The 25,320-nt window shown below is 37.6% G+C and carries 8 protein-coding genes; 3 read left to right on the top strand and 5 right to left on the bottom strand.

The window, feature by feature from the left end; genetic code table 11:
* The first annotated feature begins 9 nt into the window (after positions 1 to 9).
* Genes lepB through era form a run of 3 tightly spaced genes read left to right on the top strand, consistent with a single transcriptional unit; the run spans position 10 to position 2,642 of the window.
* Positions 10 to 1,041: a signal peptidase I gene (gene lepB / locus K7G93_RS00570; protein ID WP_049216503.1), complete on the top strand. Its 1,032-nt coding sequence runs from the start codon at positions 10 to 12 to the stop codon at positions 1,039 to 1,041.
* A gap of 6 nt (positions 1,042 to 1,047) precedes the next feature.
* Positions 1,048 to 1,725, top strand: coding sequence for a ribonuclease III (rnc, locus tag K7G93_RS00565; RefSeq protein WP_115322346.1), 678 nt, complete (start codon positions 1,048 to 1,050; stop codon positions 1,723 to 1,725).
* Entirely contained in the window at positions 1,722 to 2,642 is a 921-nt protein-coding gene (gene era / locus K7G93_RS00560) for a GTPase Era (protein ID WP_049216505.1), read from the top strand. Before rnc ends, era begins: the two co-directional genes overlap by 4 nt.
* A 292-nt stretch (positions 2,643 to 2,934) precedes the next feature.
* On the opposite strand, the gene K7G93_RS00555 is transcribed toward era, so the two are convergent.
* The 5 genes from K7G93_RS00555 to K7G93_RS00535 form a co-directional block, all read right to left on the bottom strand.
* A complete protein-coding gene (locus K7G93_RS00555) occupies positions 2,935 to 19,287 on the bottom strand; it encodes a YopT-type cysteine protease domain-containing protein (RefSeq protein ID WP_228400395.1) in 16,353 nt (5,450 codons plus the stop codon).
* 29 nt (positions 19,288 to 19,316) lie between these two features.
* Positions 19,317 to 21,041 (bottom strand): ShlB/FhaC/HecB family hemolysin secretion/activation protein, encoded by a 1,725-nt coding sequence (locus tag K7G93_RS00550; protein WP_228400394.1) that lies wholly within the window; start codon positions 21,039 to 21,041, stop codon positions 19,317 to 19,319.
* A gap of 330 nt (positions 21,042 to 21,371) precedes the next feature.
* Complete coding sequence (gene menH, locus K7G93_RS00545; RefSeq protein ID WP_228400393.1) at positions 21,372 to 22,103, bottom strand: 2-succinyl-6-hydroxy-2,4-cyclohexadiene-1-carboxylate synthase; 732 nt, start codon at positions 22,101 to 22,103, stop codon at positions 21,372 to 21,374.
* Positions 22,104 to 22,159: 56 nt separating this feature from the next.
* The gene (menD, locus tag K7G93_RS00540) at positions 22,160 to 23,866 is read right to left on the bottom strand and encodes a 2-succinyl-5-enolpyruvyl-6-hydroxy-3-cyclohexene-1-carboxylic-acid synthase (RefSeq protein WP_228400392.1); all 1,707 of its coding nucleotides are present in this window, start codon (positions 23,864 to 23,866) and stop codon (positions 22,160 to 22,162) included.
* A gap of 9 nt (positions 23,867 to 23,875) precedes the next feature.
* The gene (locus K7G93_RS00535) at positions 23,876 to 25,174 is read right to left on the bottom strand and encodes an isochorismate synthase (protein ID WP_226690230.1); all 1,299 of its coding nucleotides are present in this window, start codon (positions 25,172 to 25,174) and stop codon (positions 23,876 to 23,878) included.
* Positions 25,175 to 25,320: the final 146 nt, after the last annotated feature.

Below are 25,320 nucleotides of genomic sequence, written 5' to 3'. Positions count from 1 at the left end.
GGAACTATTATGTCTAACTTATTTCTCATCATTTTATTGGCTGTTGGATTTGGTCTCTGGAAAGTATTAGATTACTTTACATTACCAAATACATTTTCTATTTTACTGATTATTTTCACTCTCATCTCTGGGATTTTATGGTGTTACCACCGCTTTACAGTATTACCCAAACGAGCGAGACAAATTGCACGTGCTGAACAACGTTCAGGACAAGCATTAACCGAAGAAGAAAAAGCAAAAATCGAGCCTATTTCAGAAGGATCTGAATTTATTTCTTCGCTCTTTCCTGTGCTTGCTTTTGTATTAATTTTACGTTCATTTTTATTTGAACCATTCCAAATTCCCTCTTCATCGATGGAACCAACTTTGCGTATTGGTGACTTTTTAGTGGTCAAAAAATATGCCTATGGCATTAAAGATCCTGTGTTTCAGCATACATTGATCGAAACAGGTAAACCTGAACGAGGTGATATTATTGTATTTAAAGCACCACTCCAACCTAACATAGATTATATTAAACGAATAATTGGTACACCTGGTGATAAAGTTCAATATAATGAATACACTCGTCAATTAGCACTCACTTATGCTAAAGATGGAAAAGAATGTACATTTGATTGTATTACTAGAACATTTACTTATAGCCAACCTATTGAAAACCCTGAATTTAATTTCATTATCGGACGTAATCATAAAGGTGAATATTTATATGGTCCAAGTCCATTAGAAACAACAGAAACAGGAGATGTCGTACATCAAATTCACTGGTACCCAAACCCCGAAGAAATTGCAAATGAAGGATTCCGCTACAAAGCCTATCGCTCAAAAGAAAATGGTATCACTGAATGGGTTGTACCTGAAGGGGAATATTTTGTGATGGGCGATAATCGTAATAACAGTGAAGATAGTCGTTTTTGGGGATTCGTACCAGAAAAAAACATTGTTGGTAAAGCAAGTTATATTTGGTTAAGCTTAGATAAAAAACAAGATGAGTGGCCAACAGGTATTCGATTTGAACGCTTATTCACAGAAATTAAGTAATAAAGAATGAATCAAAATTTAGAACGTTTACAAAAAAAAATTGGTTATCAATTTAATCAAATTACTTGGTTAAAACAGGCATTAACCCATCGCAGTGCTGCAGTTAAACATAATGAACGTCTAGAGTTTTTGGGCGATGCTATTTTAAATTTTATCATTGCAGAAGCTTTATATCACCAATTCCCTAAATGTAATGAAGGTGAATTAAGCCGTATGCGTGCAACCCTAGTACGTGAACCGACACTTGCAAGTTTAGCACGCCAATTTGAGCTCGGTGATTATATGGCATTAGGACCTGGTGAATTGAAAAGTGGCGGATTTCGTCGCGAATCCATCTTAGCAGACTGTGTTGAGGCTATTATTGGTGCGATATCATTAGATAGTAGTCTCGAAATCACAAGTGAAATAGTCCAAAATTGGTACAAAGAACTGTTAAATCAAATTAAACCAGGCGATAATCAAAAAGATCCGAAAACACGTTTACAAGAGTATTTGCAAGGGAAACATTTACCACTACCAACTTATAATGTAATTGATATAAAAGGCGAAGCACATTGCCAAACATTTACTGTTGAATGTACTATTCAAAATATTGACCGTACTTTCATTGGTGTCGGCTCCAGCCGCCGTAAAGCAGAACAAGCGGCAGCAGAAAACCTCTTACAAGAACTGGAAAACAAATGACAGAAACAATTTCAATCGATAATCAACAAACATATTGTGGCTTTATCGCAATTGTTGGGCGACCTAATGTTGGTAAATCTACTTTACTTAATAAAATCTTAGGGCAAAAAATTTCGATTACATCACGTAAAGCTCAAACTACACGTCATCGTATCGTTGGCATCCATACTGAAGGAGCCTATCAAGCTATTTATGTAGATACGCCTGGTTTACATATTGAAGAAAAGCGTGCAATTAATCGATTGATGAATCGTGCAGCGAGCAGCGCTATTGGTGATGTGGATTTAATTATCTTTGTTGTCGATGGCACTCATTGGACTGAAGATGATGAGATGGTACTAAATAAGCTCCGTGCAACCAAAACACCTGTGGTATTAGCTATTAACAAAATTGATAATATTAAAAATAAAGAAGATATGTTGCCTTTTATCACAGATCTTACTGCGAAATTCGATTTTGCACATGTAGTGCCTATTTCTGCTGAAAAGGGTAAAAATGTCGATGAGCTTGAAAAAATCGTCCGCAATTCATTACGTGAGGGTGAGCATCATTTTCCAGAGGAGTATGTGACAGATCGTTCACAACGCTTTATGGCATCTGAGATTATTCGAGAAAAACTCATGCGTTTTACTGGAGATGAACTACCCTATTCTGTCACTGTAGAAATTGAGCAATTCAAACTCAATGAACGTGGAACCTATGAAATCAATGGATTGATTTTGGTTGAACGTGATGGGCAAAAAAAAATGGTGATTGGTAATAAAGGACAAAAAATAAAACAGATTGGAATAGAAGCTCGTGCAGATATGGAACGCCTATTTGATAACAAAGTACATTTAGAACTTTGGGTGAAAGTCAAGTCAGGCTGGGCCGATGATGAACGCGCGTTACGCAGCTTAGGTTATATGGATGAATAGTTACTAACCTGTTACTCGACAATTTAATCATTTCATTAATCCCTGTATTTTCCACATCACAAATACAGGGATTTTATTATAAATAAATACCCACTATGATTCTTTTACGTATTTATAGTATCCAACTACTTCATAGAAAAATACGGTGTAAGTTATACAAATTGCTTCGCCGTTTTGTGTGATACTTATCATCCTCAGTTTTTATAAAATAAATCAACTTAATATTCACCAATAAAATAGGGGCTCATAATGAGCCCCTTTAATATGTGTTACTTATTTTTTGAAAAATAGACTATTTATTATTTACTCCTTGTCTAATTACGTTCTGATAAATAGGTTCTTCCTGTGCTCTTTTTCCAACTTCCTCGTAAATAGTTTCTTGCGGAGAAACGACTGCTCGTTGAGTTTTACTTGAAGCAGGAAATTGTATATCTGCATACACAGGTTCAGTTGTTGGGACATGACTCACCTGCTCAGCCATTTTATCACTTCTAGTTCTTAGCTGTGATTCAGGAATAATTCCTTTGTTCAATTGCTGCTTAGGTTTTTGTGGCTTAGTTAAAGGTTTAGCATTTTTACTTTTTCCTTTAGTCGCCACCTCCTCATAGACAACGTCTTTTGGAGTCTCATGTTTAGCCGCTGGCTTATTCACAAATTGCAATTCTGCATAAGTAGGTTCTGTCGTTGGTACACGACTCACTTGCTCAGCAATTTTATCACTTCTCGTTTTGAGTTGTGATTCAGGAATAATCCCCTTGCTCAATGGTTTTTGAGGCTTTTGAGGTTTTGCTGTTGTTTTTGGTGATGTCCCTTTTACAGGTGCAGCAACTTTATCATAAATCACTTCATTCTCACTTTGTGACTGAACACGGTTTGTTTTATGAGAAAATTGTAAGTCAGCATAAGTTGGTTCAGTTGTTGGAACATGACTCACTTGCTCGACAATTTTATCACTGCGCGTTCTTAGTTGTGATTCAGGATAAAAACCCTCTACTTCAGCTGTTTTCCTATTTTTATTTACTTGTGCATAAATCGCATTTGGATCAACCACTTTTTCCGCTTTTGGTTTCGGCGGCTGCACAGGTTTTTTAGGCACTGTTTGCTGTACTTTCTGAACAGTTTGTTCTTTACTTTCCGTTTTTGGTAATGCCGGTAAAGGTTTAGCTGTTTTCACTGCAACAGGAGAACTAACATGATGCTTCTTGATATAGTCCTGTAACTCAGGCGATTTGAATGGATTTTCAATCACTTGGTTACCAATCACAAATCGAGTAGAAGACATAGTAGGATCCTGTTCATACAATGCTCTTAGATTTCTCGCTTCTACGCTATCGTAGTGTTTATCTCTTGGATTGAACGCTTTCTTAATATTTTCCATATTTACTTTCATATCCTTCGAAATACCACGATCTTTTGTCACGATCTTATCTAATGGGAAATAAAACGCATCTTTTTCTGTGCTACCTCCTAAGTGTTCAATTTTCGGTCCATCTGATTTTACTTTACGTTTAAATAAACTAGGCAATAATTGTTTTTTATAGACCGTATTTTGCTCACTTGAAGATACTGTATTTTCTGTTGTTGGAATCTCTAATGTTTTGAATGGATTCTCAATAACATGATCTTTAATAGTAAATTTCAAGTTAGGGTGATCTTTGTAATTTTCATACAAATATCTTAACTCTCTTGAAGTCACAGAGTCATAATGCGGATTATTCGGATCAAATACTTCTTTTAAACGATTCAAATCAATTTTCGTATTTGCTCTAAAAGTCATTGTATCTGTTGCAAGACCATCTAAAGCGAAGTAAAGCTGACCACCACGTTCTAGCGTTTCTTTAGCAATAAATTTGGTTTTCTCAGCAAAGAAATCCATTCTTGCATCATTTAACGCATTTTGTGTGTTCTTATATTCACGAATAGCACTATTTTCTGCTGTCGTATAATTTGAAGACTCTTGAAGCTCTTCCATATCGAACTTATCATTCTTTCTCAAAGCATCATACATACTCTGCTCTTGATCAGTCAGCGTCGCAATTCGCTTCAAGGCATCTACTGCGTTCTCATTTTTAATGAGTTCGCGAATAATACGTTGATTATCTTCAATATTGGCATCATTAATACGATTTTTTGAATCATCTCTACGTGCAAGTTTTGCTGTTGGCTCATTAAATGAAGCAATTTCTTGAATGTCTTGTTCAGTCACATTGCCTGATTTAACTTGTTTTGCAAATGAGCTTAATTGTGCAAATTCAAAACCTAAGTTTAATTTACCAATATAGCTGTCAGCTAAAATCGCATTTTTACCTTCAGCATCTGCAGCATTGGCTTTCGCAATTAATTCTTTTCGCCCTTGTTGCAATCCGTAGATCAATGCATTGTCCCCTAAGCTTGCCTGCGCTTCTCTTGGTGACTCAAGATTATTCAGTTTATTCGGTAGATGCTCAATAGTTTCAATTTCTTGAACTTTACCTTGATAGCCTCTCTCTACCAACTTACCTAGCTCTTTACTCAAACTATGACCCGAGCTGAATGCTTCTCTTTCCAATGGCTGTTGCTTATAAGCCCCGAAATTCGATACATCCGCATCAATATAATAGTTTTCATTGAGAGCCAGTAAATTAGCATCTTTTTTCAAGTTGTCAGGAAGATTTGCATCATATTTATTTTTAGTGATCTGCGCTTGATCATGATGCGTTAACTCATGAAGAATAGTATCAAGAATCTCTTGGTTATTGCGTTTCTTACTTCTTAAGAAACTTGCAATCGGTGTCGAGTTCATATGTACTTCATCATTAGCATAATACCCCTGCCCCATAGAGAGTGGACCATTTTTAGTATTTAATTCTAATTTCGCTTTTGTCCCCTCAATACCTGTTACCTCTTTAAGAGACTCACGTTTCGCAGTTTCAACTATATCAAACAATTTACGAATACCTTCTTCGTTACCAGAAAGTTTCCCTTTCATCAAATCATGGAATTCTTTGTTTGAATCTAATTTTTCAACAATCTTCTCATTGATTTGTTTTCTTGTTTCTACATAGCCTTCGTCAAATTGGACATTTTTAAGAATTTTGCCCATATTCTTGACGTTTTTTCCCTCGAAACCTTTTATTACATTGTTAGTCGGCAATACTGCTCCTGCTTTATGCTCTTGTTGTCTTAAAGCACGTCTATCTTCCGTACTCATGCCATTGACAAGCTCATCTGTTGCTTTTAATAAATGCTCTTTTGGAAGGTTTTTCGCTTCTTTTGCAATAAGAGCTAATTTTCTCTCAGCTTCTTTTGCACTGTCCGCAGATTTTGCTTTTTGTCTAACTTTCTCAAATTGAGCATCAACATCAGAAACTGGTTTTGGAATATACTGAGTATTCGTTATCGCTGTCACTACATTATCTTTCGTTACATAGCTTTCACCACTTACTGCATCTTTTCTGATTTGAATTGCACTTTCAGTTGAACTTGCTTCAGAATTTGAAGATGTTCTTGCTTTGAAATTCACATCATTTGCTTCAGTTGTTGCTTTAACTTTGCCAACATTACTGTCTGAGGCTTTTGCTGGTAATTCATAGTTAACGACATTGAAGAAACGTTTTCCTTCGTTCTTACCTGCATAACCACTCTTATCCCAGAATGCTTCTTTTAACCACTTATCAAATTTTTGATGAGTAGGGAAAGTCATTTCACCAAAGTTTGGATCAAAGAACACTACTTTTTGTCCTTGAATTGCGGCCGAAACAGTATGAGATCCTCCCTCAAGATTAATCGAAATTTTCTTCACAGCCGACGTTTCATTACCTGTATCTAAAATTGCTTTTGATAAGGCAGAGACATCTGTTTTAGACACTGTACCCGCAACTTCATCACGACGACTTAAGTTACCAAATTTTTTCTCTTTTGGTACAACGCCTTGTTCTTGTAACCAGCTATCCGTCAATTTAAATTGTTGCGTTGCACTACCGCTATTAATAAATTCTGTTTGTAATTTCTTAATAGAATCAATAGCCTCTTTCTTCAAGTGTCCTTTTTGACCGCCTTCATATAAGCTTGTCCAGAAATTATCATCTTGAGGATCAACTTTCTTCGCGATCCAATGCGCACAAGTAGATTCACACACACCATGTTGTGTTTCCAAGTGCTTCACAATTTCTTTATAGACTTCACCTTTAGATTGGGCATACTTAAAAGTTACCTCACCACCATATTCTTCTACTGAAGAGCGAACAGCATCAATTTTGTGCTTCACTTTTAATGGTTGGAATTGGTCTTGAACTTGTTTTAATACACCACGTGATTGCTCAACTAACTCTTTTTGTTGAATACGCTCACTGACAGGTTTTGCTTTAGCTGGCGCTTGAGATGTACTCACTGCATCGGCTGCCTCTACTTCTACTGGTAAACTTCTGAATTGACGCTCAGCTGTACCTTGTGTACTTGCATGATCATCCTCTGTTAAATCAGAAGAACGTTTTGGTAATGCTGGAGGTAGTTCATCTTCTACTTGTACTTTTCTTGTCGCCGCTTGTGCAGCTGCTGCCTCATCACCTCTTGCTTTTGCTTTGGCTAAAGCTTCTGGACTCTTATCTACAGTTGCATACAAACCATCATCAACTTTTAGTTTATTTGGTACAGCAGCCTCTTCTGTAGTACGTGTTTTCGCAGTCGATTGAGTGTTAACGAAAGTATCAATATCTTCATAATCACTCTCAGCAGTTTGACGTGCTTTTGCTCTCGGTTGTAGTTGTGGTACACCATCTACAATTTCAGCATAATCACTATTCGTAACTTGACGAGATTTTAACTGCGGACCATCAGCAACTTCTGGTTGAACCACGACACGTGTTTTTGCCACACCATCAGCATCATTTTCAACAATGACTTTCACTTTTGGTTTTGGTGCAACAGGTGGTTTTTCCTTCGCTGGCGCTTTAGATACAGCAGTACTTTCAACTGTTGAACTAAACTCACTCGGGCGCGGTGGTAATGCTGGCGCAATATCAGAATCCTCTACCGCTTTTTTCACAATGACATTTTTCGCTGCAGCCTCGTCACTTCTTGCTTTCGCTCTTGCACGCGCTTCTGGACTCTTATCAATAGTCGCATACAGATCTTCATCCGTTTTCACTTTAGCAGACCCAACCACTGATTCCTCATTAGCTGTACGCCCTTTTACATTGACTTGTGGCGAAACAACTTGTCCCGTTTCTGTAATCTCCGCATAATCCCCTTCACCAACAACAACTTTTCTTCCTTGCTGTAGCTCAGGTACATCTGGTAAATCGCGTTGTGCCTTGCTTTGTGCATGTCCAGAAGCCTCTGGTAATGGTTTCTTACTTAACTCTGTTAAGAACTCTTTCACCACTTCCGCACTGGTCGCTGATTTCGCTGACTTCAAGGTTTGTGGAATAATTTGTGTTTCAAAGTCAGAATTAAACTTCGTAAATGGTGGATAACCGCCATCTAACAACAATTTATTCACAATCACACGCGCCATACGACCATTACCTTCTGCAAATGGATGGTATGCGATTAAGCGTTGATACACTAAACCTGCTACTACACTCGGCTCTACACCTTGACGTTTCGCTTGATTAATAAAATCAACTGTCTCACTTAACTGGATTTTTGACGCTTCTGGGCTAGAGAACACCGCATTTTCTTTCGTTAAGGTCTCTTTCTTATACAATTGACGATCGCTACCTTCATCTGGACGTAATCCATGATTCAGTTTCTCAATCATCTCTACTGTTAAGTCTTTACCTTGACTGCTCTTCAAGAATTCTTCAATCGCTCCTTGTACTTCCTCTTTCAGTTTCGGATTGCGTTGAATCGTTTTTGAGGTCTCTGCTAAGGCTTCTGTGATACTTTGTGTTTTAATATTCACATCCTCTATCACTTCACCTTTTGGCAGTTTCTTCACTAAGCCTTGAATTTCTGCGAACTCTTCCACTGATGGTTTAAAGGTCACTGCATCATTGATACGTTTTTCTACCTTACGGGCACCATCTGTTAAGATTTCATCAAATTCTGGTGAGTTACCCATTTGCTTAATTGTTGCTTCTGGGATCGTTTTCTTCGCCGCCTCTCTTGCTTCATCTAAGAATTTCGCATTTTTCAACACATTATTTTCAAAGTTGCCATTGCGTTGATCTTCTAACGCTAACAGATTTTTCAGATTAATATTATCGTCTAAATCATCATAGCGTGGTTTTGCTGCCACCTGCGCATCTTGTTCTGTTGCTTTAGCCCCTTTAGATGCTTTTGCTTGAGATGAATCACTTCCTGTGAAGAATTGTTTTACACGTTGGAAGACAGAGGCTTTTTCAGTTTTCTCACCTGCATTATCTTCCGACTTCACTTTGGCTTTTTTGTTTCCACCCGCTGCATCCTTCAATTCAGGACGAATTGGTAACAATGGTGCAAACTCTTCTTCTGCTTCAGAAACAACCACTTTTGGATTTTTAGCTTCTGCTTCATCACCTCTAGCTTTCGCTCTTGCACGCGCTTCTGGACTCTTATCAATAGTCGCATACAGATCTTCATCCGTTTTCACTTTAGCAGACCCAACCACTGATTCCTCATTAGCTGTACGCCCTTTTACATTGACTTGTGGCGAAACAACTTGTCCCGTTTCTGTAATCTCCGCATAATCCCCTTCACCAACAACAACTTTTCTTCCTTGCTGTAGCTCAGGTACATCTGGTAAATCGCGTTGTGCCTTGCTTTGTGCATGTCCAGAAGCCTCTGGTAATGGTTTCTTACTTAACTCTGTTAAGAACTCTTTCACCACTTCCGCACTGGTCGCTGATTTCGCTGACTTCAAGGTTTGTGGAATAATTTGTGTTTCAAAGTCAGAATTAAACTTCGTAAATGGTGGATAACCGCCATCTAACAACAATTTATTCACAATCACACGCGCCATACGACCATTACCTTCTGCAAATGGATGGTATGCGATTAAGCGTTGATACACTAAACCTGCTACTACACTCGGCTCTACACCTTGACGTTTCGCTTGATTAATAAAATCAACTGTCTCACTTAACTGGATTTTTGACGCTTCTGGGCTAGAGAACACCGCATTTTCTTTCGTTAAGGTCTCTTTCTTATACAATTGACGATCGCTACCTTCATCTGGACGTAATCCATGATTCAGTTTCTCAATCATCTCTACTGTTAAGTCTTTACCTTGACTGCTCTTCAAGAATTCTTCAATCGCTCCTTGTACTTCCTCTTTCAGTTTCGGATTGCGTTGAATCGTTTTTGAGGTCTCTGCTAAGGCTTCTGTGATACTTTGTGTTTTAATATTCACATCCTCTATCACTTCACCTTTTGGCAGTTTCTTCACTAAGCCTTGAATTTCTGCGAACTCTTCCACTGATGGTTTAAAGGTCACTGCATCATTGATACGTTTTTCTACCTTACGGGCACCATCTGTTAAGATTTCATCAAATTCTGGCGAGTTACCCATCTGCTTGATTGTTGCTTCTGGGATCGTTTTCTTCGCCGCCTCTCTTGCTTCATCTAAGAATTTCGCATTTTTCAACACATTATTTTCAAAGTTACCATTGCGTTGATCTTCTAACGCTAACAGATTTTTCAGATTAATATTATCGTCTAAATCATCATAGCGTGGTTTTGCTGCCACCTGCGCATCTTGTTCTGCTACTTTAGCGGCTTTAGATGCTTTTGCTTTCGCCTGTTCTTTACTTGAGCTACCCGAGAAGAAATTTTTTACTTTACTGAACCAAGATTTTTCTGCTTTTGCAGCAGCTGCTGGCGATTCTGTAGAGTTATCTTTGATGTCAACTTTCTTCGCACGATTACTGTTGTTATTCGTATTCGCTTCAGCTAACAGAGATTGAGGTTCTACAGACGCTTTAGGCTGTTGTGAGCGAGGTGTATTTGCTACATTACCAATTTCTGCATAATCCCCTTCTACTGATGATAAACGAGATTTTGCGACTGCTTCATTCGGTAATTTAGGTAATTCACGATCTGCTTTCGATCTTAGTGTCGACACAGTATCAACCACTTCTGCATAGTCACCCTCAACTTTCACACGATTTCTCAATTGTGTTTGAGCTTCTGGTGTTTGTGGTAATGGGCGATCTGTTTTCGATCTTGGTGTCGGTATAACATCCTCTACCGTTGCATAATCGCCATCAGTAACACGACTTCTCAATTTGCCTTGTTCTGATACTTGTGCTTCTGGACCCGTTACTTTACCCGCTGTATTGACTGATGTTTGAGTTTCAACTTCTGCAGTTAAATTCTCAAGGCGTTTTGGTAATAGAGGCGGTGTTTCATCTGCTTTCGCATTTGCTCTTGCACGACCTTCCACACTCTTATCCAGTGTTGAATAGATTTCTTCTGTTGTAGATTTAGTTTTATTCACAACTGAATCTGAAATCTCTTCTGAAACTGACCGCACTTTAGTATCTACTGATGTTACTTCTTCAGTAAGAGCGCGTTTTGAACTTGGTTGTACCACTTTTGGTGCGACACTATCACTATCTGAAACTGGAATTGTTTCATAATCAGATTCAACTTTTGTTGATTTGATTCTTGGTTGAGCTGTAGCAACATCAGAAATTTGTGAATAAATACCATCATTGTCTACCTCTACTTTTGCTTTTCCAGTTGGAACATCTGGCAACGCATCTTTTGCACTACGTGTTTTTGGTACTGTAGTAATAGTGGTATATTCCGCCTCACTGTCTGTTCTCACTTTAGCATTAGGTAAGGTCGGTAATGGGCGAGTTGCTTTATTGGTTAAATTGCTAATATCTTCGTAAATATGTTCAACGGAGTCAGAATCCGTTTTTGCTTTAGGTTGCGCAAATTGAGGAAGTTCTGGCAATGGATCAGTTGCTTGTCTTCTTGTACCTGCAGTATTAATTTCTGAATACACACCCTCAGCATCTGTCGTAACACGTGATTTAGCTGTTGGAATTTCTGGCAATTTATCAGTTGCACTACGTCTTGTTCTTGGTTGAACTTCAGCATATTCAGGCGCATTTGTTGAACGACGAGCAATATCTGAATGTCCATCACCAACTGTGCTGTAAGTGCCTTCTGTCGTGTTGTTTGGTTTAACACGACTGCCACTTGCATTTTCATCACCTAATTTACTATATGTACCTTCAGGACCCACTTTAGCATAGGTAGGATCGTCAGTATTAACCACTTTATTACGTGCTCTATCTGAATTGATATCCCCTAAAGTACTATAAGGGCCTTTACCCACTTCAGCATATTCATGAGCGTCATTAGCAAGCGACTTGTTACGAGTAATATCTGAACTGCTATCACCTAATTTACTATACGTACCTTCAGGACCCACTTTAGCATAGGTAGGATCGTCAGTATTAGCTACTTTATTACGTACTCTATCTGAATTGATATCTCCTAAAGTACTATAAGGACCTTTACCCACCTCAGCATATTCATGAGTATCATTATTCAGTTTATTACGAGGCGTATCATTCGCCGTTAATGGAATCTCTTCATAAACATGCGCTTTCGCTGTTGCGTTTTCAACCTCAGTCGTTGCTTTAGCACGAGGTGTCAAAGTACCACTATAAAGTGGGTTATCGACCATCTCAGTAGAATCAGTATTTCTTGCTCGAGGTGTAGCCCCTACACTTTCAATACTTTCATAAATTGGATTTTTCACTGAAACAGCGTCATTGTCTGTGCTATTTCTACGTGGTGTGCTAGAAAGTGAATCAGCACTTTCATAGATTGGGTTTTTCACTGTGACTGAATCAGATGTGTTATCCAATAGACGAGATTTTGGTGTGCTTACATCAACATCCGTTTCTACTGAGCGAGCTCTGGTTTGTGGTGCATCAACATCATTTCTTACACGCGTATTTGCTGTTGATAAATCTGGTACGCCTGTTAAAGATGATGATTTGATCTTATTCTTCGCTCTTTGTCCAAGCTCTGCGAGATCACCTACTTCAAAAGCAAATTGTGTGCTGGCATAAGTATCATCACGAGTCACCTCTTTCGCATTTGCTAAGTTAGTGTTCACTGAACCTGATACTTGTGCTTTAGAGGTATCCACACCAGAAAGTGTTGATTTCTGTGTCGCATTATAATGTTTCTGATCTGCGCGTCCACCACGTACGTTAAATGCCGTTGTACCACGCTCACTAATACCAACAGACATACCAAATGATCCACCATCTTTATCATGATGATCATGCAGTTCTTTCGTTGTTACATTACCTTGAACTTTAAAGTTTCCGCTCTTATCATTGTTTGCAATATAACCAGCTTCAAGATTTAAGTTCTGAGTTTTACCTGTCAGCTTATTCGCTTTAATGCCTGCTTGTTGGTTAACCGTTCTCTTCGTCTCCGTTTCATTGGTGTAACCTGCGCCAATATTCCCTGTTGGTGTTGCAATAGTGGCACTAGAAAGTGCTACCCCAGCAGATAAATTATAATCAAAGCCATGGGTTGATTTTTGCAAGGTATCTTGTTTAGAGATAATATTTGTTGTGCCTTCTATATTTAGATCAACATTATTTGCTTCAATGTTGGAGCTTTCTAAATTAAGATCTCGCCCCGCTTCAAGCTTAATATTTTGACCTTGTAGCAAGCTATTATTATGTGTCAGACTGTTTTCTGAGGTATAACTTTCATTACCCTCAATTGAAGAACTTGTACCCGCAGTACATGCACCACTCATCATACTACAGCCTGCATTCACGCCAGTTGCCACTTTTTGTCTTGAGACAGTTTCATTACTTTGACGAGTTTTCTCACCTGCAAGAATATTAATATCTTCTTTGGCTTTTAAGGTTAAGTTAGTATTTTTATCACTTTGTACATTTCTCAGTTCAACGTTACCACTATGTGCAGAAAGCGTCACATTACCACCAATCTTGGTGACAATATCACCTGTTTCTTTTGCATTTTTGGTTTCATGGTTTCGTTCAACTGCCACTTTCGCTGAGGTTCCCGCCAAATCACCCGTGACAATATTCAACGCATCACTTGCATATTGAAGTGCAGCCGTACCATCTTGTTTAATACCATTTTGTGCATCACGATATTCTTTCACTATATGGCTAACAAGATCTGCCACTGCTGAATGTGCTTCAGCCTCTGCGCCAATTTTAAATGTCGTTTTTGTAGACTCTAAAGTATATTCGTCTTTTTGTTTGGTCGATTTAATTTCTTTAGCAGATAATTCAAAACCTTGCTCAGGTGCTGTTTTCGCTTGCTGTTCAAAATAGTCTTTTGATTTTTCTGACATTAATTCAGCAATTTCTTCCTCTGATAATGTTCTGAAAATTGGCCCCTCATTTGAGCTAGGCTTGTTAGCTTCTGCTGTGTTTGATGGAGCTGCTTTGTCATTATTTGACGCCGCAGTATCTTGTGGCGCAGCTTTATCTTGCGCTTTTTCAGGAATCTTAGTGTTAATGTCAACACCACCAATATCTGCATGCCCTAATACATGTAATTTACCGCTCTCGACTTGTAATTCACTGTTAGTGTGCGTCAATAATGTCGCGGATTCTTTCTCATGCGTGAGCGAAACACCTAATTCAACCCCTGCGCCTGTTTGAGAAGTTGGTACATTAGTAGCCGCTTTGCCGCCCTCTTTACTGTTATAATCATAACGAACAGAGGTGCCACCACCACTTGCATGTGCCGAACCATAGAGACCTGAAGTATAGTCTTCACGTTTGACATGCTTCACATTTTTACCAGCTTCGGTGTTATAGTTGCCTTTGACAATACCACTGATACGATTAGATTTAAGCTCACTGCCTACTTGATTTACATCATTTTCAACGGCTAAGTGTAATTGCCCGATATCAACCTTTGACCCAACAGAAGTTGCTTGACTTTCCTGTTTTGAATGACTTTCTGGTGAAGCTAAAGCGACAGTCGGTACAGACATGCCACCTGATTCAAGAGTCATAGTATGGAGCCCAGCATGTTGGATTGTCTCCTCATAAGAATGTTTAGTATTGTAGGTATCTTTAAGATTAACATCACCAGTTTTCACAAAGCCAGATTTTGCTTTAATATCCGAAGCTTGTACATCAACGCTCGCGTCTTTATCCGTTTCTAAATGGAGATGACCTTCTGTCTTGATTTCTGAACGTTGTGCAGTGACACCCAGTTCATCGTTTGCAAAACTACGTGACAGATTCTCAATCCCTTTACGACCGACTAAGCGAGTTTCTTCTGTACTTAAAATACTACCTTTATTTTGGATTTTATTGCTCGCTTCAATCTTCACTTTATCACCAGCAATAGTGCCCGTATTCGTGACATTTTCTGCTTTAATATTGACTTCGCCTGCGCTAATGACACCAGTACCTAAACCTTGTAGTTTTTTGGTTTCAGCAATAGTTTCTGGAGCGAAATACACTTGTGGTACAAACACGTCTTTACCGTTCACATTAGTTTTCACATACCACACAATGTCTTCAGTCAGTTTAGATTGTTGCTCTTTAGTTAATCCCGCACCTAATTTGAGATCTAAGGCTTTCGCCTGCTCTGTAGAGTTTTCCATGAGTTTTTTCACTAACTCCACATCTGTCAGGTTGTATTTTTGATTAAGGCGATTATCCGCTTTTTTCTCAATCGCACGCGTGATCAATTGGTGATCAAAATAGTTGTCACCTAACACATTGACTTTTTGTGTACCTTGCGTATCTAAGCCAAGTTTGTTGAAGAAATAATTTGCGCCTGCGTATTCATCTTGGTTGATGTATTTTAATTTGGTCCGATACAGTGGATCAGTTTCCACTTTTGGACGGTTATCATCAATCACTTTTAATGAAGCATTTTTCGCGGCATCGGCTTCATATTGCGCATTTTGCTCAAAAGCTTGTTTCGCTTCTACTTCACGTTTTTCATGTGCAGCTTTTTCTTCTGCTTTTTTCTGTTTTTCGGCTTTTTGTTTTTCTTCTGCTACGCGTACTTCTTCTTTGCGTTTTTCTTCTTTGACTTTAATTTCTTCAGCCAGTACTTTTTCTTTTGCGCGAATCTCTTCTGCTTGTTTTACTTCTTTAGCAATTTCAGCTTGTTTCGCGACTTTATCTTGCTGTTGGCGTATTTCCTCTTGCTTATCTTGTTCAACACGTTTTGCTTGTTGTTTTTCTTTAATCACCTGTGATTTTTCTAGTGATTGTTTACGTTCAGCATCATGTTTTGCTTTTTTCTGCTGGAACAATTCTTTAAGTCTATTAGATAAAGGCGTTCTTTCTCCTGTATAATTATTCTTTATATAAATTTCCTCATCCCTTTTATCAAGGCGTATCAGATTTTTTGCTCGGTTAAAATAATTACTATCAATAAGTTCTGGCTCATTAAGCTCTTTTAGTAACTCATTAAGGAAATAGCCATTTTCAAAATATTCATCTGGGTTTAAATAATCAATATTTCGATCAGTACGAGGTGGCTTTGTTTCTTCCTCTGTAGCCGAATCTGAGTCCTCACTTGAATCAGTGTCTGAGCCCTCATCTGAATCAGTATCTGAGTCTGAGCTTGAGTTATCATTTCCATTATCTAAAGGTTCTAACACTAAGCCTTCTTTCTCTAACTGCACACTGCTGTCAATAAATAAATTTGGCATATCTAATAATTCCGCAATAGCAGAGAGATCAATCGCTCCATCGTCTAAACTTTCTGTGCTGTTAAATTCAGGACGGAATTCCACTTGTGGTAAAGTTAATTGATGAGTATCAATTTTAATATTGCCATCAAAGCTACCATATTGTGAGTGTTCACCATTATGTAATTGCTCTGTAGCTGCATCAAACTTACCCGCTAAAATTTTAGCTTTTTCGGCTGGATAGTAGTTAAAGTTTGTTGGATTGTCTTTAAAATCTTGCCAACGCTTTTTCATATCATCATAAGAAAGGCTGTGCCATTCTGCACCAAAGACTTGTGCCATCGCTTTTTGGTAGATCTCTGAATGTTGAACATGGCTTAGGATCTTATAAGCATTGAAATTTTCTGCAGAATAATTAAAAGAGGTTAATATCGACTGATTACTGAAAAGCGCATCGAGAAAACCTTCTAAACTATTAAATTCACGCGAAGCATTCCCCGACAAAGCGGTCAGGAAAAAACGCGCCAGTGGTTGGTAATAAAAAGTGATTTTTGCTGGATTTCTGAAAACAGTTTCGAGGGCATTGCCTTCAAATGCTTTCATTTGGTTAGTAATTTTCTCAGCATCGGATTTAAACGTACCTTTAATATTAATTAAACCATGGTTAATGATTTCTGTTTTTTGATCTCCTGAAGCTAATTTGCGTGCTTTAAACTCAAAATCGCCATCGGAACGAATCATCCCCATTTTTTCGACTTTAATATCCGCTTTATCTAATTCTTGTACATTCAAATTTAATTTATATACATTATTGTGCCAGCCATGTTGGGCAATTTGGCTTATTTCATAAAGGCGATTATTATAAATATTTATATTGCCAAAAACGCTACCGAAATATCCGCTAATTAAATCACCTAATTTATTTTCTTTAAACGTGACTGTGCCAGATAAGCGCACATCATTAATCAGTTTATGCGCTTCCACTGTGATTTTTTTATGCGCCCAGATATTGCCTAGATTATAGACTGTATACTTCGCTTCTAAATTCATTCCCCCTAATGAATGTAACAAACCACCGTCTTGGTTAACAACATTACCGCCTTGTCCATTAGATGACTCAGCTTTTAGATGTAACGATTTTGCTGAGCCAAGTATGCCACCAATATTATAAATACTACCTTGTTTAGCATTAATATTGAGTTCTTGTGCTGTTGCTAGAGTACTGTTGCGATTAATGAAGCTCTTTTCAACATTAATATCGATCTTGGCACTAAGCTGAATATCCTGCTGATCAAACTCAATATTTTCAGCATTAATTGTCAGCTTTTTACCTGCTTTAACAAACTTATCGTCTTTCTCAACCAGATAGCTTGTTCCCTCTTTAAAGGTGAGTGTTGCCTCTTCTTTACTTTCGATAATCCCTTTATTGACAAAGCCTGGTTTTAAACTGGCGCTAGACTCTAGGAGTCTAACTGCCACATAGTCTTGTTCAGAAACCGACATGTTTTTGCCTTTTGTCTTAATAGCTAGCTTACTTTCAGCCACAATTTCTTTATTATTGACTAAATCATTAGCATCAAGTGTCACTTCTCGACCATAAATACGTCCATCATTAGTGAGTGATTCAGTTTTTACATCGACTTTTGTTGCGACTAACTTGGCATTTTGCTCAAGAGAAATTTTATTATCTGACTTAACTTTGGTGTTTTTAGCTCTAACTTCAGTATTTGAGCGAATTTTGGTTTCTTTTGTTGCAATATCGATCTCATCAGCTTTCACTTGGCTACCAAGAATGGTGCGATTCGCGCCTTTTACTGCGATTTTTTTCTTAGCTTGTACTTTTCTGTCTAGATTTTTAGCCGTTTTTTCCGCTACATTACCAAACTCTAAATCTCCATCATGAAGTTCAATATGAATATCTTGTTCAGATAAAATAATACCATCATGTTTTACCCCTGCGCCTTTATCGGTCACAATAAGCTTGATATTTTTACCATGCATCGCACCTGTGCTAGCACCAGTAATGGCTATATCTCCTTCTTTTGCATTTTCACCATTTTTTTCAATCAATTCATGCTTGTTAAAATCATACTTGCTTTTACCGGCAATAAGTGAAATCTCTGTATCAGATGTTTTATCTTTCTCTGTAGTAATAGATTGCTTTTGTTCAATGGTTTTAGCGATAATGTCTAAATATTGTAATCCATCCGTAGCAAAGCCATTCACATCAATTGTGACTTTCCCTTGAGATACCTCTAAAATCATTTTAGTAGGATCTATTTCCTTACTAGTCGTTGCAACAAAACGATCAGAGTTAATGGTTCTGACACCATTTAAATTAATCCCATTTTGGTTAGCAATCACAATATCCGCTTTCTTACCTAATACTTCAAGTGCCCCCGCAATTTTACTCTCTTGGCTGCCTGTTACTTGATTTAAAATAACACTTGCCTCATTTTTCTGCCCCGTACCGTTATCTCTAAGGTTTTTATTGTGCGGAATATAGCCAATTAGCTGAGAACGCATTTCTGCTTCACTGCCGTTATTATTAAATACTGCCCCATTTGGAATATTGAATTTTTCAAAACGGTTATCTGAAATTCCTTTGTCATTTGGTTTAGCAATATCAATCACAATCACATTGTTTTCAGTTTTTTGTAATTTTGTATTGTGATTATTATTACCATTGTGTGTTTTTGATAACTGAATATCAGAGTTATTTCCATTATTAATCTCGGTGAGCCTTGCTTTTTCACCATTACCTACACCAACCTCTTGGGAAAAACTCGGTGCAGAGACTACGGTCAACAACAAAATCGAAAATTGTTTCCAAGTTAATTGCATCACTGAGGAAACAGGATTTAATACGCTTTTTAATGAAAGTGATACAGGCGATAAAGCATAGTGATCACTGAGCGGCGGTTCTTCTGCTTCATCACTAGATTCAGACACTGAGTCAGACGAACCATTACCCATTGCGGACTTAATGCATTCAGCAACAGGCACAAGACAAGATTTTGATTTACTAAAAATAAGTTTATAACGATTTTTATTCATACTAAGTTAATCCTTCAACTTAAAACAGATTAAAATGAAATAGAGCCACTAAAATAATAAGCGGGTTTTTTATGACGATTTTCAACGTTACCTACGCCATTGAGTGGTTTTGCATAAGTCATAGACAGCGAAAGCAATTTCATCTGTGCTTTTACTCCTAAGGCGACGCCCGCTAATGTGTCGACTTTATGCGTTTGTTTGAGATGAACTTTACCAATATCTACACCAACAAAAGGTGAAATTTGAGAGAGATAGACTTTTTGTGGATAGAAAGGCACAGTTAAAGTCTGTGATAAGTATGCACCACTGTCTCCCGATGCCGCACCGCCTTTAAATCCTCTTACCGTATATTCATCACCGATAGAAAATTGGTTTTCTGAATATAAACTGTCAAAGCCGTATTGTGCACCAATACGCAACTGATAATTCATTGCACGATCAAACAAAGATATTGGACGGATCCAGTTGATACTTCCTGACAATAATTTTAATGTTTTTTCACCTTCTGTATCATAAGCTGAGCGATCAGCACGAAACCAACGTAATCCATTGGCATAAGACAGGTCAGTATAGAGTTTTCCGTAGCCTAAATTGGTCACATAAGATAAGCCTACATTCAGCTTATTATTGTGATAATTACCAATGAGAATATCAGTGAAATAACTTATCCTTTTTTTAAACTCAATTTCACCATAGAGGGTGAGGATGGTTTCTTTGTCGCGTAATAATACACTAGACAGTTTTGCAGCGGCGGTTTGTGTTTTACCCGTCGAGGCAAAACTCCCTGTCGCACCTTCTAATGCTTTTTTATAACCTGACTCAGCTATTTTTAATTCTAAAGTTGAAAAAGAAAATGGCTGCGTATAGGTTAAAGAGTAGTTACGCTGATTGTTAAAACGGCTGTAATCATAAAGACGATGACCTGTTGAGAAATGCCAGCTATCATTAGTACCTAATAAGTCACTCCATGACGAACTGGCAGTAACTTGGTTACGACCATTCTTATTATTTTCTGTCCCTGAGTTATTAAAACCAACCGTAAAATCAGGCATGATGCTACGTTGTCTTTCAATATTTAAATTTGAAATACCTTTTTCATCACTGGCAACCACATTCACTTTTGCGGTTTTGTTGGTGGTATTTAAAATTTCAATCATTTGGTCAATATCATGTACTTTAAGAATTTTACCTTGTAAGTTAGGTAATACTGATACCATTGCTTTATCTCTGAAGCTCATCGGTTTATCACCTTCAACAAGAACCTCATTGACTTTTCCCCAAAGTACAATAAATTCGAGATCACCGTTTTTGATTTTCGTGCTTTTTAAGCCAATTGCGCTTGTCACATAGCCAGAACGGTATAATACTTCCGTCAGATCTTTCACAAGCTGAAAAACCACTTTCGTGGAAAGTGGCTGTTCTTTATAGGCATTAATCACGTCATCAAAGTTAAGAGAAACTTTCTCGCCCGCGAGGTCTATCGCGATACTGGTAATTTTATATTTACTCGTGGCACTACCTTCTGGGATAGATAAGGTTTTCTCGTCTAGCGTTTGTTTGTCTTCTAAAAACTGTTGTGCTTTTTTAAAGTTTTCATCGACATTTTCAAATTGCTGTTTATTTTTCAACCTTAACAATTCTTGGGTTAATGGGTTTTGCTCGTTAGTGTGAGCGAGAGTTGAATGTACTAAAAGAAATGCTGTAGAACAGCTTAAAAAGAAAGGATTTAATTTCCTATATTGATGTCTTCTCATAAAATCTCCATATTTTAACGAAGAGTGAAATTTTACTACAAAAAAATAAAATAATTTTACCATCCTGGTCTGACCAGGTTTAATATAAAATTGAACAAAAATAAAACAAAAAAATAGCTAAAATGATAAAATTAAAAAAATCAAATTTGATAATAAATCCTTATTATCAAATTATCATAAGATATTGAATTTAGATGAGATGATTATTTTCAATGGAAATGATTAATTAATCATTGCGATATATCAAATAAATCATAATTATTATAATGGGAAGAATAACAATAGTCAGCAAATATCATCTTTCATGTCGCAATAAACACATCTTCTTGATTAAAAAATAATCTTTTCTTGTATATTTATTGCAAATTGTTGGCTTTGTTCAAGATGAGCATTATGTCCTGCATTTTGAATTACAGTGAGATCTAAATTTGCTGCTCGTGCTAATTGCTGAAATTTCTGGTCTTTTTCGCCACAAAAATAATGAATTGGCAAGTGAGAGTGCTGTAACTGAGCACGGAAATCAGGCTGTTTCGCTAAACTGGTTGCTAATAACATTTGGGCGATATTCCTCCCACAATGCATTGATCTTTTTTGAATTAAATTGGTACGTTCTGTTGCTGTTAAATGAGCAAAGACAGGTTGTTGATACCAGTCATTAAGTACATTTTGTGGTAATTGTGTATTAAAGCGTTCAGCCCAAGCTTGATCTTGCTGCCAACGAGCCTGCTTTTCTTGTTCTGTAGTTAGGCCTAAATGTGCACCTTCTAAAATCAGACCTTTTAGATCGCCTTTGGGCTTGGAATATTGTAAGGCGTAATACAACGCAATCCGTCCTCCTAATGAATAACCAACCAAATAATAAGGTTTGTTGCCAATGTTATTCCTTATTTTTGTCGCAATATAGTCACAAGTTTGTGAAAAATCCTCTACCTGTTCCTGTTTAGCAAGACCATGAAAAGGAAGATCAAGGGCTATACAAGAAAAGTGCGGTAAGTTTTCGATGACTTTTTGCCAATCATCTCGAGTCCCAAGTAAACCATGTAAAAAAACTAATACGGGCATATTTCTTCCTCATAAAAAAATGCTCGCTAAAGGCGAGCATTTAATTGAACTGTAGCCTATTCACCAATTACTGCATAGCTAATTTGTTCAATAAGACGTTTATAAATATTACTACCATCACTCGCACCGACTTTAATTTCAATTAAAGTGGTCTCTCGACGAGAATAGGCTATTTTTAATACAGAGCCAAGATCTGCCCAAGTATAAGGACGCGCATATTTAAGATCAAATGTTTGCACAATATGTGAAAACTCTAAGTGATGTGGCATACGATAATATTTATCTTTAACATCTGCGTCGACTGGGAGCATATCAAAAATAGCACCACCATTATTATTAATCACAAAAATAATCGTTGGCTGAGTGACTTTTTTGAATAATGCGAGTGAGTTAAGGTCATATAGCGCGGATAAATCACCAATCATGGCAACAACGGGCTGATTCGCTGCGATACCAATGCCTGCAGCTGTTGCTAGTAATCCATCAATACCGCTGGCACCACGGTTCGTATAAATCGGATAGCCTTCAGGTAGCTTGGCAAGTGCATCCACTAAACGAACAAACAAGCTGTTGCCTAGAAATAAAATCCCATTATTAGGTAAAATACGGTCTAAATGATGCGCTAATGAAGCCTCATTTAAATTACCACCCACTTGTTTTTCAATAAAACTTGCACAGAATTTTGCTAAAGCTAAGGGTTCTAATAGCCAAGGTTTTTGACGCAATGGCGGGTGAGCTCGTAGCCAATGATGGACTTTAACATTAAAGCGAGTATGTGCATGTAAAACGGGATCGACAAGGCGATCACTTTGTTCGACGATCCAATATTCTGCGTTAAATTCTGCTAAAAATTGGTTAATACGTTTACTAATAAATCCTGAGCCAAATTGAATAACAATGTCAGCTTGCAATAATTTTTGTTTTACAGTTTGATTTGCCAGCCAAATATCGGCATAGGGTAAGCTCGCCTCTACACTCGCTTGCACATCTGTTAATGCAATCCACCCCATGGTGTTTGCCCAAGACATGAGACCCATTGTTTGTTCTGCTGGCAGACGCCCTACTACAATCACACCACGCATTGTACGCCAGTGATCCCAATTTGCATGCATTAAGACTTCTTTTTGTTCTGACTGTTGTATAATCCAAGGTTTTTTCTGGCTTAACCAACGATGAATATTTTCTAACCATGGGTGAGTATCTATTGCCTCACTACTTGCTTCATATAACGGCTCAGAAAAAGGTACATTGATATGTATCACGCCTGTTTGATTTTTTTGGTGATAACAAGCTTGATCTAAAGTTGAAATCAGCCAATGTGCTGAATAATCTTGGCTTGGTTTGGGTAAATTCACTGCTGCGACAGGATAATCAGCAAACATATTTTGTTGTAAGATGGCTTGATTAGCCCCGCATTCTAGTAGTTCGAGTGGGCGATCTGCCGTTAAAATAATAAGATTAACACCTGTTTGACGCGCTTCAATAATAGCAGGATATAAATTTGCTGTTGCAGTACCTGATGTGACAATCACCGCAACAGGTTTTTTACTTGCTTTAGCCAGCCCTAGAGCAAAAAAACCTAAACCACGTTCATCGAAGTGTGTATGACAGTTAATACGCTGGCTTTCTTGTAAACGAACAGCCTCTAACGTTAACGGAGTTGAACGAGAACCAGGTGCGATACAAAAATGTGATACGCCTTGGCGCACAAGGGTCTCTAAGATCACTTTTGCCCAACAACGATTAAATACGCTTATTGACATATTTGTTTCCTATTTATCATGATTCTGTTGCAATAATGAAACTAAGCCTGCTGCTTTACGCTCAATTTCTCTCCATTCTAACAGCGGTACTGAGCCTTCAACAATCCCTGCCCCTGCAAAAACACATAATTGGCTATAATTTTCCATTTGTTCGATAAAAGCAGACCGTATCGTCACACAAAAATCTGCTTGTGATGCATTCATAAAGCCAAGTGTGCCCGCATACCAAGTGCGGTCAAAATTTTCTAAATTTCGTAAAGCTTGTTTTGCTTCCAGTTGTGGCAATCCTGCCACTGCTGCTGTTGGATGCATCGCTAATAATATATCTTTATCGCCACAACCTGCTTTTAACTTCGCGGAAATTTTACGTCTTAAATGCTGTACTTTACGTAGCTTTTTTAATTCGACATCATCTACAACAATTTGTTGTACAAAGGGGTGTAAATTTTGGCAAATACCATCAACCACGAGTTTATTTTCATACTCATTCTTTTTATCGTGTAATAACCAGTCACTTTGTTGTTGGTTTTGTTCTAGGTCGTCGCCCATAAATGCCGTTCCTGCAAGCGCCTCTGTTTTTAGGTGTAATCCTTGACGGCGATACAATAACTCTGGCGTTGAACCAATAAAAGCGTGTTTTTCACTTTCAGCAAATAAAAAGTGGTAACAGCCTAAATTGTATTTTTCACTTTCAGCCAAGAAATCGTTAGGATTGAGTTGAGTTGAAGCTTTAAAACAGCTTTCATTCGCTAGGACAATCTTACTCAGTTCACTTTGCTGAATTTTTTGTAGGCCTAATTCCACCCAATGACACCATTCTGCTTGGTTTGCTTTTTGTGAAAGCAATTGGATTGGCTGTTGAATAGATTTAAGTACACTCTGTTTCGTAAAAGTTTCTAAGCTGTCAAGTGCGCGATGTTTATCTTGCACAAAATCTTGTGTATCAATAAAAAGTGTAACAGTTAAACCTGTTTGCGTTTGTTGCAATAAAATACGCGGTAATACAAATAAGGTTTCTCCATAAAATTGTAAACCACCGACCAATGATAAATCATGTGTTTGTACAAATTGTTCAGCTAAAGCCACATCTGAAAATGATCGCACTTTTCCGATTGATGCCCAAGTTGAAGAGCCATCGCGAATCTTAAGATAAAATTGAGGATAATTGTGTTGCGATTTTAGCCAAGACAATAAAGGAAACGATGCCATTGATTGTACTTGAAAAAGGGCAATCTCCTGATTTTCGGAGGGTTGATAAGCATTTATTAGTGTAATTAATTGTGCTTTAATTGTTTGCAAATTATCCATGTTGAAAAAGCATTGTTTTTAGCAAAAAAATAAGTTAAAAATAAACATTAATTCTACCGCACTTTAATAGAAAATTTTACAAAATCTTTTCTCCTTACATAAATAAGCGTAAAGTGTCGTTATTTTCAGTCAATTTCATTCTTACA

Origin of the sequence: Pasteurella canis (assembly GCF_020810675.1) — a bacterium.
Taxonomy (GTDB): Bacteria; Pseudomonadota; Gammaproteobacteria; order Enterobacterales; family Pasteurellaceae; genus Pasteurella; species Pasteurella canis.
Note: the sequence above shows the minus strand (reverse complement) of the source record. Positions and strands in the feature narration are given on the sequence as shown.